General features: G+C 47.8%; 18 protein-coding genes. 10 read left to right on the top strand and 8 right to left on the bottom strand.

Features of this window, described 5'->3' with window-relative positions; genetic code table 11:
- Positions 1-8 precede the first annotated feature (8 nt).
- Both CHK_RS01900 and CHK_RS01895 read left to right on the top strand, forming a co-directional pair.
- Positions 9-575: an ANTAR domain-containing response regulator gene (locus CHK_RS01900; RefSeq protein ID WP_046442336.1), complete on the top strand. Its 567-nt coding sequence runs from the start codon at positions 9-11 to the stop codon at positions 573-575.
- Between the two features lie 13 nt (positions 576-588).
- Positions 589-2,181 (top strand): CTP synthase, encoded by a 1,593-nt coding sequence (locus CHK_RS01895; RefSeq protein ID WP_046442335.1) that lies wholly within the window; start codon positions 589-591, stop codon positions 2,179-2,181.
- Positions 2,182-2,720: 539 nt separating this feature from the next.
- Here CHK_RS01895 and CHK_RS01890 read toward each other — a convergent pair.
- From CHK_RS01890 to CHK_RS01880, 3 genes are read right to left on the bottom strand one after another with little or no spacing between them, the layout of a single operon-like run.
- Positions 2,721-3,515 (bottom strand): glycosyltransferase family 2 protein, encoded by a 795-nt coding sequence (locus tag CHK_RS01890; RefSeq protein ID WP_046442334.1) that lies wholly within the window; start codon positions 3,513-3,515, stop codon positions 2,721-2,723.
- Complete coding sequence (locus tag CHK_RS01885) at positions 3,508-3,858, bottom strand: DUF2304 domain-containing protein (protein ID WP_046442333.1); 351 nt, start codon at positions 3,856-3,858, stop codon at positions 3,508-3,510. Before CHK_RS01885 ends, CHK_RS01890 begins: the two co-directional genes overlap by 8 nt.
- Entirely contained in the window at positions 3,848-4,552 is a 705-nt protein-coding gene (locus tag CHK_RS01880) for a glycosyltransferase family 2 protein (protein WP_046442332.1), read from the bottom strand. The genes CHK_RS01885 and CHK_RS01880 overlap by 11 nt, the downstream gene beginning before the upstream one ends.
- Positions 4,553-4,712: 160 nt before the next feature.
- Between CHK_RS01880 and CHK_RS01875 the strand changes: the two genes are divergently transcribed.
- Entirely contained in the window at positions 4,713-6,908 is a 2,196-nt protein-coding gene (locus CHK_RS01875; RefSeq protein ID WP_046442331.1) for a DUF2142 domain-containing protein, read from the top strand.
- Positions 6,909-6,974: 66 nt separating this feature from the next.
- Here CHK_RS01875 and CHK_RS01870 read toward each other — a convergent pair whose 3' ends face one another.
- The 4 genes from CHK_RS01870 to CHK_RS01855 form a co-directional block, all read right to left on the bottom strand.
- Complete coding sequence (locus tag CHK_RS01870) at positions 6,975-7,682, bottom strand: hypothetical protein (protein WP_046442329.1); 708 nt, start codon at positions 7,680-7,682, stop codon at positions 6,975-6,977.
- A gap of 132 nt (positions 7,683-7,814) precedes the next feature.
- Positions 7,815-9,251 (bottom strand): 4Fe-4S dicluster domain-containing protein, encoded by a 1,437-nt coding sequence (locus CHK_RS01865; RefSeq protein ID WP_046442328.1) that lies wholly within the window; start codon positions 9,249-9,251, stop codon positions 7,815-7,817.
- A 167-nt stretch (positions 9,252-9,418) separates the two neighbouring features.
- The gene (locus CHK_RS01860) at positions 9,419-9,763 is read right to left on the bottom strand and encodes a GIY-YIG nuclease family protein (protein ID WP_046442327.1); all 345 of its coding nucleotides are present in this window, start codon (positions 9,761-9,763) and stop codon (positions 9,419-9,421) included.
- Positions 9,764-9,766: 3 nt separating this feature from the next.
- Positions 9,767-10,246: a DUF6530 family protein gene (locus CHK_RS01855; RefSeq protein ID WP_046442325.1), complete on the bottom strand. Its 480-nt coding sequence runs from the start codon at positions 10,244-10,246 to the stop codon at positions 9,767-9,769.
- 350 nt (positions 10,247-10,596) lie between these two features.
- Here CHK_RS01855 and CHK_RS16850 point away from each other — a divergent pair, with 350 nt between their 5' ends.
- The 5 genes from CHK_RS16850 to CHK_RS01830 all read left to right on the top strand — a co-directional run bounded on the left by CHK_RS16850 (position 10,597) and on the right by CHK_RS01830 (position 13,827).
- On the top strand, positions 10,597-11,310 hold the full coding sequence (locus CHK_RS16850) for an ABC transporter permease (RefSeq protein WP_242844861.1): 714 nt from the start codon (positions 10,597-10,599) through the stop codon (positions 11,308-11,310).
- Positions 11,289-12,146 carry a glycine betaine ABC transporter substrate-binding protein gene (locus CHK_RS16845; RefSeq protein WP_046442353.1) on the top strand — a complete coding sequence of 286 codons (858 nt, stop codon included), beginning with the start codon at positions 11,289-11,291 and terminating at the stop codon, positions 12,144-12,146. The genes CHK_RS16850 and CHK_RS16845 overlap by 22 nt, the downstream gene beginning before the upstream one ends.
- Positions 12,143-12,874 carry an ATP-binding cassette domain-containing protein gene (locus CHK_RS01840; RefSeq protein ID WP_046442324.1) on the top strand — a complete coding sequence of 244 codons (732 nt, stop codon included), beginning with the start codon at positions 12,143-12,145 and terminating at the stop codon, positions 12,872-12,874. The genes CHK_RS16845 and CHK_RS01840 overlap by 4 nt, the downstream gene beginning before the upstream one ends.
- A 76-nt stretch (positions 12,875-12,950) precedes the next feature.
- Entirely contained in the window at positions 12,951-13,358 is a 408-nt protein-coding gene (locus tag CHK_RS01835; RefSeq protein ID WP_046442323.1) for a VOC family protein, read from the top strand.
- Between the two features lie 172 nt (positions 13,359-13,530).
- Entirely contained in the window at positions 13,531-13,827 is a 297-nt protein-coding gene (locus CHK_RS01830; protein ID WP_052740157.1) for a winged helix-turn-helix domain-containing protein, read from the top strand.
- A gap of 55 nt (positions 13,828-13,882) precedes the next feature.
- Here the strand turns inward: CHK_RS01830 and CHK_RS01825 are convergent, their stop codons facing one another.
- Positions 13,883-14,965, bottom strand: a complete 1,083-nt coding sequence (locus tag CHK_RS01825) for a DUF4349 domain-containing protein (RefSeq protein WP_046442322.1) — start codon at positions 14,963-14,965, stop codon at positions 13,883-13,885.
- A gap of 250 nt (positions 14,966-15,215) precedes the next feature.
- On the opposite strand from CHK_RS01825, the gene CHK_RS01820 reads away from it, so the two are divergent.
- Together CHK_RS01820 and CHK_RS15445 are read left to right on the top strand one after the other, a co-directional pair.
- Positions 15,216-15,908, top strand: a complete 693-nt coding sequence (locus tag CHK_RS01820) for a response regulator transcription factor (RefSeq protein WP_046442321.1) — start codon at positions 15,216-15,218, stop codon at positions 15,906-15,908.
- Entirely contained in the window at positions 15,877-18,246 is a 2,370-nt protein-coding gene (locus CHK_RS15445; protein WP_052740156.1) for a sensor histidine kinase, read from the top strand. The genes CHK_RS01820 and CHK_RS15445 overlap by 32 nt, the downstream gene beginning before the upstream one ends.
- Positions 18,247-18,301: the final 55 nt, after the last annotated feature.

Below are 18,301 nucleotides of genomic sequence, written 5' to 3'. Positions count from 1 at the left end.
GCGATCGTATGTGCCGGATACTGCTCGCATCCGGATCACTCAAAGGAAGGGATTTTTTTGCGAACCTGGTGAAGGAATACGGGGATCATGAGGTCGTGACCGCACCGGAAGGAAAGGAAGCGCGAACTATCCTTGGCAGGCAGGATATTGGTTTGCTCATCATCAATGCGCCGCTCAAGGATGAGTTCGGGGAAGCACTCGCGGCATATGCGGCAAGGAATTCCGCGTGCGGGATTATCATGGTGGCGAAAAACGAAACGGATGAACGGATTATCCTGCAGGCTGAATCAGCGGGGGCAATGGTTGTAAAAACGCCGCTCAGCAAGGCGCTGTTTAAACAGGCATTCCGCCTTGCGTACGCATCCAAAAACCGTATGGCGGGACTGTTGCAGGAAAACAGAAAGCTATGCAGGAAGATTGAGGACATGGGCATCGTGGACCGTGCAAAATGCGTACTCATACAGGTGCTTAAGATGACCGAACCACAGGCGCACCGGTATATAGAAAAACAGGCGATGAATATGCGGGTAACGCGGCGGCAGGTGGCGGAGGAGCTGCTCAAAACTTACGAATAGCAAAGGGGAAGTTATGGCAAAGTTTATATTTGTGACAGGCGGTGTGGTTTCCGGACTTGGAAAGGGAATTACGGCGGCGTCCCTGGGGCGGCTGCTGAAAGCGCGGGGGCTAAAAATTGCGGCGCAAAAGCTGGATCCTTATATTAATGTCGATCCGGGAACGATGAGCCCCTTCCAGCATGGAGAGGTATTTGTTACAGAGGATGGGGCGGAGACAGACCTCGACCTTGGACATTACGAACGGTTTATCGACGAAGACCTGAACCAGTATTCCAACCTAACCACGGGCAAAGTATACTGGAACGTTCTCACCAAGGAGCGCCAGGGCGAATATCTTGGGGAGACCGTACAGGTCATACCCCATGTAACAAATGAGATCAAAGGCTTTATTTATTCGGTTGGCAAAAAAACGGACGCGGACGTTGTCATTACGGAGATCGGCGGGACCACGGGCGATATCGAGAGCCAGCCGTTTTTGGAGGCGATCCGCCAGGTATCGCATGAAGCGGGGCGTGAAAACTGCCTGTTCCTTCATGTTACGCTCGTTCCTTACATCAAAAGCTCTGGCGAGCATAAGTCTAAGCCAACGCAGCACTCGGTTAAGGAGCTGCAATCGTTCGGCATTATGCCGGACATTATCGTGATGCGCAGCGACGAATCGGTTGGAGAGACGATTAAGCAAAAAATTGCACTTTTTTGCAATGTGAAGCCGGATTGCGTGATTGAAAACATTACGCTGCCTGTACTGTATGAAGCGCCAATGATGCTCGAGCAAAATGGTCTCGCGGATATTGTATGCAGGGAATTGCACATGGAATGCCCGGAGCCTGACCTTACCGGATGGGAGCAAATGATCGAGCGGATTCACCATGCGTCGGAGCCTGTAGAAATTGCATTGGTAGGTAAATACGTGCAGCTGCACGACGCATATCTTTCGGTGGCGGAAGCCCTTGCACACGCCGGATATGAAAACGGCGCGGACGTCGGCATCAGGTGGGTGGATTCGGAGGAAATCGGTAAAGGCAACATCGCAGAAGCGCTTTGCGGCTGCAATGGAATCCTGATTCCGGGCGGATTTGGAAACCGCGGGATCGAAGGGAAAATTGAAGCGGTGCGGTATGCCCGGGAAAACAATATTCCCTTCCTGGGAATCTGTCTTGGTATGCAGGCTGCGGTGATCGAGTATGCGCGCAATGTCCTGCGGCTTGCCCGCGCAAATTCGCGCGAATTTGACGAGATATGTGATTACCCGGTGATCGACCTGATGCCGGATCAGGTCGATATCGACAAAAAAGGCGGAACAATGCGGCTGGGAGCATATCCCTGCCGGATCGCCGAGGGGTCGATTATGCAGCGCGCATATGGGCAAAAGGAAATTGCGGAGCGCCACAGGCATCGCTACGAATTTAACAATATTTTCCGTGAGCAGATGAATGAGGCGGGGTTGAGGTTTACGGGGGTATCGCCGGACGGTAGTCTTGTAGAGGCCGTGGAGATACCGGATAACGACTTTTTTGTTGGGGTGCAATTCCATCCGGAGTTTAAGAGCCGTCCCAATAAGGCGCACCCGCTGTTTCGCGAGTTTGTCGCAGCGGCAATGAAATAGAAACCATGCGATATCGTGCATACAAATCCATACGTTATTGCATTATTTCACGTCACGTCAGGTCAGATCATTATCTTCACCGGGCAGGCGCAGGACAGCTTGCGACTCAGGGACGTGCGTACATTGTAACTATGGAAATAAAAACGCACTCTGCGTCCGCCTTTCCGAATATATGAAAAATCCGGTCAAAGTGCCACGGCTCCCGAAGCCCTTCGCTGCAAACTGTCCTGTGCCTGCCGGAAGCAGAGGAGTATGTCTGGGTAACGTACCACCGCAACGCAAGGCGTATAAGCGCCAGTGTCTGTTTCAGGACATTGCCAGCTTGCCGGCGAACACATAAGATGCCGCACTGAGGAGCTTGAGAAGCCGTGACCACGTTGTATTGTCTATGCTTCAACAGGCGGATGCAGAGCGCCGTATTCAGTTTGATTTTTGAACTGTACGGCGCGTCTCCGAAGGGCGGCGTTTTATGCGCTCGCCTTCGGATACATCACACGACATCATATACAAAAAAAGACGCCTACAGGCGCCGTTTTGTATTAGTCGAGCTGGTTGCTGTCCGCACTGCCAGAATAGCGCTTCATCAGAAGCTTTGCAATAGGTTTTGGCCAGTAGCGGCAAAACATTTCAAAGTCCTCAGCAAAGCGTTTGCCGTCCGAAAGCTGTTTGGTGGTTTCCGATTCCTCATGGATGCGATGCAGCATCAAAGGCTGCGGAATATAGACGAACGAGCCTTTTTGCCGGGCGAGCCTGCTCCACGCATCCCAGTCAAGGTCGCACGTCATTGTTTCGCTGAATCGAAAATCAGGAAAACGCTCTCTGTTGATACATACAGAAGGGCAGCAGATCGCACAGCCAATGGATAGGGTGCGGTTACGCATAAATTTGCTGTGCCAAAATGCTTTTGGTTTCAATAGGGCATTTATTTTCCGTTTTACGTTCAGCAGATTGCTGTCATAAACCTTTTGATCTGCGCGCAGCTCGCCGTAATCAGTAAAAAAGATAATTGGCTCTTTGGCTGCTTTGGAATATTCAATAATGGATTTTGCGTAGTCTGGCTCATACAGGTCATCCTGGTGGGCAATGGTCACAAGGTCGCTCGATGCACATGAAAGCGCAAAATTCCAGTCGCGCCCGATACCGCTTTCGCGCTTGCTGGCATAAACGGGAACGTCAAATTCTTTCGCTAAGCCCTCGATGTATTCGTTGGGCGTGGAGGTCGCGATAAAGAAAGGAGATTTCGCCGTCTGGTTTTTGAGCGATTCAAGACATGCGCGCAGATGTGGACTTTCCTTGTATGCGCACACCGCAAAGCTATGGGATAGATCAGTCATCCTGTTTCTCCTGTTTTTCAAATTCATCGAAAGCAATTTGCTGCGCAAGCGTTTTGTTTTTTTCTGTCAGCTCGGAAATTTTGATGGTCATCAAAAACTGTTTTAAGAGAATGATGGCAATAAAGAACAGCAGGATAAAATTAAGCGGCGTTTCGATCCCCAAAATATTCGAGAAAAAATTAGCAATTTGCGGAAAAACGCTGAGCAGAAGCAGTAGCACGGCAAAAACAATCCAAAAAATGGAATCCGATACATTCAGCTTGGATTTGCGGATTTTGTTCAGGATATAAAACAGTACAAGGACGGAGATTATAATTAAAACAATACGAAGCTCAAGCGCCATTTTTTTTGCCCCTTCCGCGGAATAAATTGATAAAGATGATTGAAACAAACATCCGAAACATATAAAATATGGATTTTGCAAAGGTAAAATAGCTCTTTCCAGTTTCCCGCTCGTTCATATCGACCTGCACCTCTGCAAGCTTTGCACCGCGCCGGACAAAATAAGCCCAGGTGTCCGGCTCCGGGCCGCAGTTTGGATCATAAGCGATCTGCTTCATGAGTTTGCGGCTGATCAGGCGCATCCCAGACGTTGGATCGGTAAATTTTACGCCCGTCGTCAGCCGAAAGGCACCGCTTAACAGGCGTGAGCCGAGCATACGCAACGTCATTGGCTTTTTGCGGCTTGCATAGCGCGAACCGATTACAACGTCGTAAGAGCCTTCCTGCATTTTGTCGATCAGAAGCTGCACACATTTTGCATTATGCTGTCCGTCGCCGTCAAAGGGCATGGCGTAGTCATAGCCATGCAGGAGGGCATATTTATTCCCTGTCTGGAATACGCCGTCAAGCCCCAGGTTTACAGGCAGGGAAATACACGGAATATTGTTTTCAGCGCATATTTGCGCCGTTTGGTCGGTAGAACCGTCGTTGATCACAACAAAATCAATCTGCGGACAATGCGTCCGCAAATCTTGCGCAACTTTTAAAATACTGTCCTGCTCGTTGTAGGCAGGCACAAAGATCAGCAAATTCATTCGATGATTCCTAACGTTACACAATGATATAATAAAATGGATTTATCCTTCATTATTGTAGCATAGATATGCTTTTTTGGCTATTTGGTTTTTATGCGGCACAAAGGCCGTTTCATATTGAAGAAGAAAGCGTTTTCTGATAAAATGATGGAGGTATACATTGGCAATTATAAAAACGGGCGATGGGCGCGGTTGGGAGAAATATATGGGGCGTATTGTAAAAAAATCGATTGCAGCAGTTGTTGTTGCTTTTTTATTGGCCTTGGTTATGGAATGGGCAGTAGGGGTTGCGAATCCGCCTCTGTACTATTACGAGTTCAATGGCGAAACGCAGAGTGAATTTACAGCTGCAGATATAACGGCGGCCGGATATGATCAGGAGGGCGGGTTATTTGTGCCGAACGATATCGATCCGCAGCTGTTTGTCAGCCTTCCGCAGGGACAGCAGACCGCCTCGGTCAGGATCGCGTTTGAGGCGCCGCTTGAAGGCCTCACGGACGTCCAGTTGTTTTATCCGGATGAATACGGCGGCTTCAGCGAGTTGAATTCAGCGCTCAGGATTAATTTAAAGGGAACGGACGAAGTCGTCCTCAATTTTCCAGCCGGAGAGTATCCGGAGCTGCGAATCGATATTGACGGAAGTTTTGCACTGAAAAGCATCGAGACTTCCGCATCGCCTGCGCAAAAAATAGTGACCCCCGAACCATGGAACCTGCCGAGGATGATGGGAATGTTCGCCGTCCTCGCCATTGTTATTTTCCTTTTACTGTACTTTAACGTGTTTGGTAAAATAAAGGGCGCAATCTTAAAAGCAGCCCGGGTAATCCGCGAAAATCCAAAAAGAACGCTTAAGGTGGTTCTGATCACAGCTGTAATAATGATTGGATTTTGCCTGCTGGCCTTTGGAGCGTGTAAGGCTCTGCACAAAACGCCGGTGCCCGTCTATTTTGCATTTGCCGCTTCCTTTGGATTCGTTTTATCCATGTTTATCCTGTTTTTTAAATATACAGGGAAAAAGCCGGAATACTTTTTCCTTGCAATTTTCTTATCGGCGGCTTTGCTTTTGGCATGCTTTACGCCGACTACGCTGGCGCTTTCATCATGGGATGACGAAACGCATTATGCAAAGATGCAGGGGCTTTCTTACTTTGGAGAGGATGCGAGGGTTACGACTGCCGACGCGGCGTTTATCGGAAGGGCGTATCCCCAAACTTTTTCCATAGAAGAGCAAAATGCGATCTACGAAAGGCTTGACGAGCAATACACGGAAGGCGCGCCTTCTGTAAATAGCGATAATCAGATGAGCTATGAAAAGCTCGGCTATGTGCCCAGTGCGGTATCTATGTTTCTTGCAAGGATGTTCCAGATGTCCTTCCACGATACGCTGGTATTGGGACGGATCGCAATACTAGTTGTTTTTGCGCTGCTGTGTTTCCTCGCGATCAGGAAGCTGAAATCAGGAAAAATGATCCTCATTTTACTGGCGCTGTTGCCTACGAACGTATTTCTGGCATCCCATTTCAGCTATGATCCATGGGTGACCGGATTTACGATTTTAGGATTTGCATGGTTTTTTGGGGAATTGCAGGAGCTGGATAAACCGCTTACAGTCGGCAACTGGATTATTATGCTCGCTGCGCTTGCGGTGGGCATGGGGCCAAAGGCGATTTATTTTCCGATGATTGCGTTATTATTCTTTATGCCTAAAACCAAGTTCAGTTCTCAAAAGACGTGCCTTATTTACCGCCTTTCAGTTTTGCTGACGATGTTTGTGGTTTTGCTGACATTTTTGCTTCCGGTACTTACAAGCGGGATGGGTGCGGGAGACGCGCGCGGTGGCAGCGGGGTGAATTCGGCCGAGCAGCTTGCGTATATCCTGAATAATCCGTTCAGCTTTATCAAAATGATGGCAGTTTACCTGCCGCAGTATCTGTCTATAGGGAACGCGCAGATGTATATGACCTCGTTTGCGTATCTTGGCGATGGCGCTTTTTACGGAATATTACTGGTGCTCCTTGCGGTGGTTGTGTTTACGGACAGAAATGAATATGACCGTTTTACGACGACTGTGCCCCATAAGCTGAGAACGCTTTTTGCCGCACTGGTTACAGTTGTATGCGTTGCAACCGTACTTTATATTTCGTTTACGCCGGTTGGTTTTGATACGGTGAACGGGTGCCAGGCAAGGTATTTGATGCCGGTTATTTTCCCTGTGCTTTATGTGATCGGGACGAACAAGATTTCAAATCGTATGAACAGGAACACTTACAATACGATTGTGTTTTCAATCAGCGGGCTTGTCCTGTTCTTCAATATTGGTTATATGTTGCTTGGACGGTATTTCCTGGCTAATTAGCGGGAGACCATTTTAAAAAGCCTTTTGATCGAAAGATCAGAAGGCTTTTTGTGATAAGTGCGTTTATTACCGTTCATTTTGGCCGTTTCCATTGGGAGGCTGTTGTTGCCGGCCATATTGCTGTTGTGGTTGCTGTGGCTGTTGATAGGGCTGCTGTGGTGTTTGCTGGTAAGGCTGCTGTGGCGGCTGTCCGTAGGGAGGCTGCGGTTGCCCGTTCCCACCATAAGGAGGCTGCCTGTAAAGCAGTGGATTATCACCCTGGCGGATCGCAAAGACAGTAAAGGGAACGATGACACTGAAAAAAATAGAGAGCACAAGCAGCACCGAGGAGCTTGATGTATGCCAGTTGTAAATGCGGTAAAGTGCGATCAGGTAAAAGACGGCGGTTGTAATCGCAATGGCAATCGTGACAGTCATCAGGATGACATATACCGGCCAAAACAGATAGGCTGCCCCTGCGGTAAATGGAAATACGACCATCATAATAAGATAGAGTATGAACACTCCCACATAAAGGGAAAGAAGCAGTACCGCATAATTTGTCTTTTTCCCTAAAAATTTTTCCGCATAAGTATCTGCCAGTTTTCCCATGGTGTAAAACATAACAATCGGAATCCATGCAAGCCATGGGTATTCAATCTGCCTGCGTTTTGCCATTGTATAAAGACCGAATGCAAAGAAGAAATAGAAAACCGCGCATATAATAATAATCACTGTAAGCACTGTACCGGCGACCATAAACGCAGGCCAAAAGGAATGATAAGAAGCTGCCATCAGAAATCCTCCATTTTTAAAATTAATTATTTTAACTATAACAGACTTTATGAAGCGATGCAATCAGATGGCAGAGGGAGGGTTTCCGGGAACAAAAAAAGACCGGCTGGACAGCCGGTCAATCAGGGTTCACTACTTAATCGTCTTCAAAATACCGATTGCATCCTTGATGGTTTTTTCCTTTGCCTCATTTCCGTACTGGTCCACAAGACGTTTTTCTTTGGGGCCGTGTGTGAGGCAGGCAGCCCCCCCGATGCAGCCGTCCTGACAAGCCATGCCTTCTATGAAGTTGTTTTGCAGCACGCCCTTGGAAGCTTTCATGAGGGCGACCTTGCACTCCTCGATGCCGCTGCAGGGCAGGGGATTACATTCGAAATCGTCATAGCCATGCTCGTCGAGCGCCTGCTGAACAGCTGCGGACACGCCGCCGCTGCGCGCAAAGATGCGGCCAAAATAGGAAGCGTTGTCAAGAGGCGCGTGCTCCATCTGCGAAAGGTCTATCCCGCGGCTGTCAAGAAGCGCCAAAAGCTCTTCGAACGTAATCACGCAATCCACGATTCCATCCACTGTGGGCAGCTGGCGTTCTTTTTTCTTTGCAATACAAGGCCCGATAAAGACGATCTTTGCAGTGGGATCCATTTTTTTAAGAAAAACTGAAATTTCTGCCATGGGCGATAAATTATGTGAGATATGCACCGCAAGGTCCGGGTAGGCATTTTTGATATACTGCACAAATGCAGGGCAGCAGGAGCTGGTAAGAAATTTTTTTTCATACAGCTCGTCCGCTTCCTTATATGCCGTCATATCTGCGCCGAGCGCAGCCTCAACGACATTAAAAAAACCGAGTTTTTTGATTCCCGCGACTGTCTGTTCGACATGGATACCGCCAAACTGGCTGGAAATGGAAGGCGCAACCACGGCATATACCTTATATTTGGAGTTGTTTTCCGAGCCGCGCAAAAGGTTTATTGCTTCCAGCATATAGGACTTATCAGAAATCGCGCCGAACGGGCATTGATAGACGCAGGCGCCGCACGAAATACATTTGCTGTTATCAATTTCAGCCTTTTTGTCTTCGCTCATAGAGATAGCGTCCACCTTGCAGGCGTTTTCACATGGACGGACCATTTTTACAATGGCGTTGTACGGACAAGCGGAAACGCACTTACCGCATTCAATGCACTTATCCGGATTGATTTGCGCCTTCAGCCCAATGATCTCGATCGCGTCCTTAGGGCACACGTTTTTACAGCGGTGCGCGATGCAGCCACGGCAGGCCTGTGATACGCGGATGCCGTCGACAGGGCATTCGTCGCATGCGATGTTGAGAACCTCAACGACATTTTCATTGTCCGGATTGCCGCCCAGGGCAAGCTTGACGCGTTCATTGACAATGGCGCGCTCTTTGTAAATGCAGCAGCGCATGGTGGGCTTGGGGCCGGGCATGATTTTTTCAGCCACATGCAAAAGTCCGCTGTCCAGCTTATCGTCAAAGGCAAGCGCGGCGACCTCCCTGAGTACCTTATATTTGATTTCCTGAACGCTTGTGTCGAATACTCTGTAATCCATCTAAAAATAATATCTCCCTTTGTTTTTTCTATTATTAACTATACTGTTTCAGGGACGTGCTGTCAATAAATCCGGGACAACTTAATCAAGAATTTGTGAAAAAATACGCAAGAAAACCGCTCCCAAAAATTCTTTTGGAAAGCGGCTTTCAAAGCGTTCTATAAATATTAGTACAGTGAGGATTGCGGGTATTGCGCACGGCGCAAAGAAAGCAGCCCTTCAAGGTCCTCCTGAAAAGAGGAAAGCGTCTGTGCATCCTTTTTTTCGATTTCGTCGAGCACCTCAAAGGTAAAGGCCTGTGCGCCATAGCGTTTCCACTCCTCCTGGAGTTTTGGATAGCTGCACAGATTTGTTTTGATACAAAAATCAAACTTATTTTTACTGCCTTCGAGGTTGGTTTCAGCGGCAAGCAGGCGCATACCGGTTTTGGTATTTGTGATCATATAGACTCCGCCGCTTATCTTGCGTTCCTTATACCCGGCAATCAATTCTTTTTTCTTTTGGGAGTCCATACGTCAGTACCCCATTTCCCGCAATGTACGGGCAAGGGTGCAGAGCCGTTCGCCCAAAAGCTCGCCATCCTCAGAAAGCGCCTGCTGAAACAGCTTAATATCTTCGTCGATCTTCTCGTTTTCCGTACAAACGGCCATGGTCATTGCGTCGCCTTGGAGCCCTACGCGTTCAAACTCCGGATGTTCCGGATCGTAAAACTTCGGATAACGGTATGCCTCGCGAAAGTACTTCATTGTATTACATACAAAAATGGCGAGGTCCAGCACACGGTGCAGGGGAAGCTCTTCGGACTGACGGGACCATTTTTGTCCGGTATATCTCCATATTTTTGCGGAGATGTCTACTTTGCCGCGGTCATTCCACTGGGCAAGCCCCGCAGACATTCCCTGAACATCCGTCTCGTATGCGTATTTTCCGTCTACTTTTGCATAGTCCTCGGCGACGATGACAGGTTTGTGTTTTAAATTTGTTGGTATCTTCATGATACATCTCCTTGCATATATTTAGTAAATTAGTAAATTACTAAATTCAAGTATGATGGGAAGGTTTGGATTTGTCAAGCATATTGATTTGCGTCGGCAGGAATCGGGCGGGAAGTTTATGTTGTAAAATGCAGCGGTATGTCGTGCGGTTAAATTGTATATCATTTATGATACGCGAAAAATAGCGGCAAAAAATTTTAAAAATAAAGACAGATATAACTTGTATGATCAAAGGTTTCCGGTGAGGTTTGTTTACCAAATGCCTTTGATTTCATTAAAAAAGTTGATATTATTTTGCGAATCGGGTTTAATAATAATAAAAGGCTAAATTTGATTGGAAGGGAAGGCCAATGATCGCAGAGGTATTTAATTTATACGCAACACGTTGGGACTTTTTCGGGGAATTGATTTTACAGCATCTGCAGTTATCTTTTATTGCGATAGGGCTTTCCGCTCTGATCGGCATTTTTTTTGGCATTGTAATTTCTGAGCATGCCAGGCTTTCGTTCCCTATTCTTGGAATAACAAATTTTATTTATACGATTCCGTCGATTGCCATGCTTGGGTTTTTGGTGCCGGCGACGGGCATCGGGGATATGACGGCGGTGATTGCGCTTACGGTTTACGGGCTGCTGCCCATGGTACGGAATACGCATACAGGAATTAAAAACATCTCTCCGGTGATTATAGAGGCGGGCAAGGGAATGGGCTCCACCAAAAGCCAGCTTTTATACAGGATCAAGATCCCGCTTGCAATGCCGGTTATCATAGCGGGCGCGCGGAATATGATCGTTATGACGATAGCACTGTGTGGTATCGCTTCTTTTGTTGGGGCGGGCGGTCTTGGCGTGGCAATTTATCGTGGAATTACAACGAACAATATGGCAATGACAGTGGCAGGCAGCCTCCTTATTGCGGCGCTTGCCCTTATTGCCGACTTTATAGCCGGAATTTTTGAAAAACGGATCTACAGGAAAATCAACGGGAAAGGCGAAACAAGANGAAAAAATGGAAATGGACGGCGCTGTTTCTGGCAGTGGNAATGTGCGGAGCGGTACTTTTAAGCGGATGCTCCACCAAAAAAAGCGATACGATCAGGATCGCGACCAAGCCCATGACCGAGCAGTTTATATTAAGTGAAATGCTCGCCGCGCTGATTGAAAAGGATACCGATCTCAAGGTAGAGATCACGAAAGGTATCGCGGGCGGCACGGGAAATATCCACCCGGCAATGGTGAAGGGAGACTTTGACCTTTACCCGGAATATACCGGGACTGCGTGGACGGATGTGCTTAAAAATACCACGGTGGAATCGCCGGACGATATGTATCAAAAATTGCAGGAGCAGTATAAGGAACAGTTCGATATGGACTGGGTTGGGCTTTATGGCTTTAACAATACCTATACGCTTGCAGTAAGCAAGGATTTTGCCGGGAAAAACAGCCTGGAAAGCTTTTCAGACCTTGCGGCCCTGTCGCCTGACCTGAAATTTGGTGCGGAATATGATTTTTATGAACGCGAGGACGGTTACGATCCGCTGTGTGCGGCATACGGATTTAATTTTGCCTCCACAAAAGACCTTGACATCGGCATGAAATACAAGGCGATCGGCGAAGAACAGGTGGATGTAATCAACGCCTTTACGACGGACGGCCTCTTGGAGGTTTACGACCTGAAGACGCTCAAGGACGACAAAAATTTCTTCCAGTCGTATTATTGCGGCACAGTTGTGAGGCAGGAGGTGCTCGACGAGCATCCTGAGCTCAGGGACGTGCTGATGAAGATGGAAGGGATCCTCACGGATGAGGAAATGGCAAAGCTCAACTCCAGGGTGGATAACGACAAGGAAAACGAAAAAGACGTTGCAGTTGAATTCCTGCAGCAAAAAGGATTGTTATGAGTGAACAGATCATTGTATTTGAGCACGTAAAAAAACAATATGAGGAAAAATACGCATTAAGCGATTTTTCCTATGAAATCAAAAAAGGCGAATTTGTAGCGGTCGTCGGCGGCTCGGGCGGCGGAAAGACAACAATGCTTAAAATGATCAACGGCCTTTTGATGCCGGATGGCGGTAATGTGCACGTAAAAGGGCAGGATACCAAAGAAACAGACCTGATCGAGCTGCGGCGCGGGATTGGCTATGTCATCCAGGGCGGAGCGCTTTTTCCGCACCTCGATGTGCGCGAGAATATCGAATATGTGCCGCGCCTGCGCAAAAACAGCCTCTCGGAGGAACGGGTAGAGCAACTGCTGCAAATGGTGGCGCTGCCCAAAGACCTGATGCACCGTAACGTAAATGAGCTTTCCGGCGGCCAGCAGCAGCGTGTGGGGATTGCCCGCGCACTTGCGGCACAGCCGGATATCATCCTGATGGACGAGCCGTTTGGCGCGGTGGACGGTATTACGCGCAAGCAGTTACAGGACGAGATTTTGCATATCCACGAGCGGACGGGCGTGACGATCGTTTTTGTGACGCACGACCTGCGCGAGGCGGTACGGCTGGGGACAAGGCTGCTGATCCTGAACGAAGGAAAAATCGTCCAGCAGGGGACTCCGCAGCAGATCATAGACTATCCGGACGGGGAGTATGTGAAAAGGCTTTTGGAGCAGCTTGAATGTATTTGATTTTTTGCTTGCATGACCATAAAAAAAGTAATATTGTATAGTAAGGATCTGATAAAAGAAAAGGGGGATTTTTACTATGGCAAAAATGCAGGGGCTTGCCCATGTGGGCGTATTTATTACGGAGATTGGCAAATCCAGAAAATTCTATGAGGATGTGCTCGACTTTGAGACGATCTTTGAGGGCGGTATTACGGAAGCGGATGGTTCCTATACCAAAATTGCGTTTATCAAAAACGGTAATCTGGTTATAGAACTCGTGGAAACTGCAAATCCGCAAAAGCGTCAGGATGGCTGGGTAGACCATATCGCGATTGCGGTGGAGGATATTGAATCGGTGAAGAAGATGCTTGAAGATCGCGGTGTGGAGTTTGAAACAAAGGAAGTACTGTTTGGTGAATCGGTATTCCCAAACGGGACAAAATGGCTTACCTTCCGCGGGCCGGACGGAGAGCATTTGGAGATTAATGAAATCATGCCTTTTTAGGAAGGCGGCAAAGGACTGGCAGTGTTCCGTTTTTGCGATAAGAAAGGTATTTTCGAGACTTTCTTGTTAATGAAATATTTACAATTTTCTTCATGAAATGTGATTAGCTTATGCCCAAACAGATTATCAATATAACGGGTGGTATGCACAAAAGAAGAAAGGAAGGAACACTATGCGTATCATTGTAGATAATCTGGCGGTAGATATTGATAATCGGACGGTCGAGCGTGGCGATGAAAAGATCAAATTAACCGCGAAGGAGTATGAGGTTTTGAAATACCTTGCACTTCACAAAGATAAAATTGTTTCGCGCTCCGAGCTTTTGGAGCACGTTTGGGATTGCGATTACGATTGTTTCTCCAACGTAGTAGATGTATATATCAGATTTTTGAGGGCAAAAATCGATGACGGACATAATAAAAAACTGATCAAGACATTTCGGAAACAAGGATATTCTTTGACAGCTTAAACGCAATATAAAAAGAGGTATGCAGCGCATACCTCTTTTTTTGCCTTATGGCCGGTTATTTCTTATCGCCGTTGTTATCCGTTTTGGGCTCCTCGGGCCCTGGCACGGGAGCCTGCTGTTGCGGCGGTATTGGCGCTTGCTGCGGCGGCGCCATGGGGCGCATCGGCTGCTGCATATAAGGCTGCTGCTGGTAAACCGGCGGCCTGACGGGCTTTGGATGCTTCGCACGGTATTTTTTCATCAGGAAGCGTACAAGCTTTATGATCAGGAAAATAATCACAGCGAAAATCGCGATTACAATCAGCACCGGCGCTGCCGCCGCCCAGAAGATCGCGAAGTTTTCCATGAATTCGCCAACGCCGGACATTGACATTGCAAAGGCGTCGGAGGCGCGGTCGCCAAGCGGCTGTCCGTCGCTGCCGATGGTTTCCGGAGTGATCAGCTCCGTCAGGGATACGCTTACCGTTGCGTAATCCACGACATTATCCATATGGCGTTTGCTGCCCTGCAACTGCTCCAGCTCATAGATCGTATCCGCAAGCTGGTTTTCAATGGCAATCACGTCCTCTGTTTCGGTTGCGTTTTGCAAATGCGTCATCAGACGGTTTTTCCGTTCTTCCAACACGGCGATACGCGAATCGGTATCCGTATATTGGTCCGTAATGTCCGTTGCCGACTGTTGCTTGTTGGTCACCTCGCCAATTTCGGACAGGCGCTCCAGGAAACCGTCAAGCTGATCAACCGGCACGCGTAGTGTGAAGTAAGAGCTGCGTCCATAAATCCGGCTGCCATCGGACGGGATAGCGGTACTGTCCTCGTTTTCGATATAACCACCCACTGCCGTAAGCTCTGCTTTGATCTGGTCATAATCCGAATCGTATGCCTTTGTGTTGATGCTGAACGATGCGGAATAGGTCATCTTACGATTGGCATTTACGGGTGTATCCGCAAAGGCGTCCGTACTGCCTTCCCCTGTTTCCGCCTTTTCTGCGGAAGCCTCGGGAGCGCTCATAGCCTGCTCGGAATATCCTCCCGCGTCCATTGCGCTCGAGGAGACGTTTTCCGATGCCGGCGATTGTGCGGCGCACGCAGTCAAAAGCAGCGTTACACAAACGAGCAAAACAATCAGTTTTTTCATGTAATTCCCTCCAGTCTGTCAGTTAATTTTCATGATTATGGTAAGTAGAGTTAAAGAAATGTACCATTTATGAAGTTAACTTCATTATACAGGAATGACGCTTTTTGGCAAGCGCAGGGTATGAAGTTCATAATATGTTAAGAAATTCATTTGTTGTATCTTAAGATTTATTCGTTATAGTAAAGACAGTAAAAAACGAGAAGGCCGTATCTGTGGTATAATGAGATATCACGATACGGAGGTTTATGCAATGAAGATTCTGGTATGCGACGACGATAAAGAAATCGTGGATGCGATAGAGATTTATCTGGTCAATGAAGGATATGAGGTATTGAAGGCTTATGATGGCGCACAGGCTGTGAAATATGCGGAGGATGAAGAGATTCACCTCATCATTATGGATATCATGATGCCGGGAATGGATGGTATCCGGGCAACGATGAAGCTTCGCGAATATGCAAATATACCGGTGATCATGCTGAGCGCGAAGTCTGAAGACAACGATAAGATATTGGGGTTGAATTCCGGCGCGGACGACTACCTGACAAAGCCGTTTAATCCGCTCGAGCTTATGGCAAGAGTCAAATCGCAGCTGCGCAGGTATACGTCTCTTGGAAGCATGGCAACCGAAAAGGGCGTCATCCAGACCGGTGGGCTTGTGCTGGACGACATGAAAAAAACGGTGACGGTTGACGGGGAAATCGTAAAGCTGACACCCATGGAATATAAAATATTGCGGTATCTGATGCAGAATATGGAACGGGTTCTTTCCACAACGCAAATCTATGAGAGCGTATGGGACGAAAAGGCCGTAGGCGCTGAAAATACAATAGCGGTGCATATTCGAAGGATTCGGGAAAAGATAGAAATCAATCCGAAGGAACCGAAATATTTGAAGGTGGTATGGGGCATTGGATACAAAATCGATAAAATCAAAGTATGATATCAGGTTTAAGATCATAGCATGGGTACTTTGCCTCTTCTCGATGTGTTTCATTGCTTTTTCAGGCGTGAGGCTTGCCAAATATGATTCTTCAAACACGATTACCAGTGATAAATATGTTGAGAGTATGGAATATCTCACCACAATGACAGATTATGTGGAATCTGTAAACAAAGCATATTTCGGTTATGGCGAGGACGCCATGGCAACCGAGTTAAATAGTTATATTTCAACGCTCAGGAGCTCTTATGAATCAGAGCTCGGAAACATTCTTGGAAGTTCGGAATTGGAAGGTGAATATTATGAAGAGTATATGGCAAAGTTTAAGGAAGAGTTTGCAGCGCAGATTGACGGCAGCGAAGAAAGTGCGGCAGCTACATCAAAAGAGACGGTGGCGGGCGCGGATCAAAGCAAGTCTGATAGTCTGAGCGTTACCGCAGGAGAAAGCGGGGTGGCGTTTGCTGAAAGCGGAGCATCAGCGGATGGATTGCCTGCGCTGGACGAATATACGCAGCGTCAGGTGAACTCGGTCAACCAGAAGTATGCAAAGCTGCTTTCGGATGCGCCTGATTATATTAAAAACGAATATAAGGAAAAGCAGCAGCAGGCGCAGGACAACCTGACAGAAAATAAAAATTACTATTTTGCAGTGGTGGAAAACGGCAAAGTTACGCATACGAATGTTGAAAAAAATGATGCGGTTGCATGGATTGGAGACCTCGATTCCAACAAACAATTTTCTTGGAACGGCGTCCAGCCGGGGCTTTTTCAGGATTTGCCGCAGGATGACGGCTACCAGCGGACAACTACAGGTTCGGAAGCATATTTGTTGTCGGGCGGCGCAACGCCTATCTATGTGGGGATGTCCAACGATTTTTTCAAGCAAAGCATGGCTGACTATGCACAGACCTATCGGGCTTATCTCATTACGGTCATCTTTATGGTCGTATGTATCGTGATTTTTGCAGGAGCGTTTATCTGGCTTTTATATACAGCGGGCAGGTCTCCGCGCAACGACGATGTAAAAGTTGGGTTTATGGATTCCATATACCTTGACATTGGCGGGATAGGGCTACTGCTGATTGAATTTTTACTGGCAGCGCTCTTTACATCGGAGCGCGTATGGACGCCGGGCACGTGGAGCGCCGTCCAGGCGGTGCGGATTGCCATATATATCTCGATTGGGACGGCACTGCTCATTTTATGGAGCATGTCGGTTTCGCGCAGAGTAAAAAGGAAAGAAAATTATACTTTGGTAGGAAGAATTTTTACAGGCTTCAGGGATGCTTATGATAGAAGCGACGTAAAGTCAAAGGGAGTCGGATTTACAGTCTGGTATCTCGTTGGCGGGCTTGGCGTTGTGGGCCTCACCGTTTTATTTGGATTGCTGATGGGTGGAACCGGTATTTTTATCGGTCTGGTATTCCTTGCAATCTATCTTGCGGCGGCTTTGAAATATATCCTGCAAAAGGCGGCGGCCATCCGGGAGATTGCAAAAGGGATTTCCTGCATCAAGGAGGGTACGCTCAGCTATACGATTCCCAAAGGCGGAGGAAAGGAACTTGACGAGATAGCCTCCGGCATCGAGCACATTGCCGAGGGCTTTGAAGCGGCTGTGACGCATGAGGTGAAGTCTGAAAAGATGAAGACAGAGCTTATTACAAATGTATCGCACGACATCAAAACGCCGCTTACGTCTATTCTGACTTATGTGGACTTGCTTAAAAAAGAGGGCCTTACGAGCGAAAATGCTCCCAGATACCTTGAGGTTTTGGATATGAAATCAAAGCGTCTCAAATTCCTGACGGACGATTTGTTTGAAGCGGCGAAGGCGAGCAGCGGGGATATGACGGTCGATATGGCGCGCATGGAACTTGTACAGTTTATGGAGCAGGCGCTTGGCGAAATGTCTGACAAAATTGAAGGCTCAGGTCTTGAATTCGTTGTAGAGGCGCCGCAAAAGGAAATGTTTGTGGAGGCCGACGGAAAGCTTTTGTGGCGCGTGATCGGAAACGTGCTTGACAACGCGATTAAATATGCGGCGGCAGGAACGCGCGTATATATCGATTTTGTGCAGACGGACGAAACAAACTGTGTTGTGGTGAAGAACGTGTCGCGCGATCCGCTCAATATGACGGAGGACGAACTGATGGAACGCTTTAAGCGCGGCGATGAATCAAGACACACGGAGGGTTCCGGACTTGGGCTGTCGATTGCAAAAAACTTTATGCAGATGATGAATGGCGAATTCCGGATCGAAATCGACGGAGACCTGTTCAAGGTGCGGATTTGTTTTCCCAAAGAGCAAATGCCGGAAATGCCGGGTGAAACAGGATAATAATATCGCAAATAAAAAAGAGCGGATTGCAGTCCGCTCTTTTTTGTATCTGTGG

It is taken from the genome of Christensenella hongkongensis (genome assembly GCF_000981035.1).
GTDB classification, from domain to species: Bacteria; Bacillota; Clostridia; order Christensenellales; family Christensenellaceae; genus Christensenella; species Christensenella hongkongensis.
The sequence above is the reverse complement of the archived record's forward strand: the minus strand, read 5'-3'. Positions and strand labels throughout refer to the sequence as shown.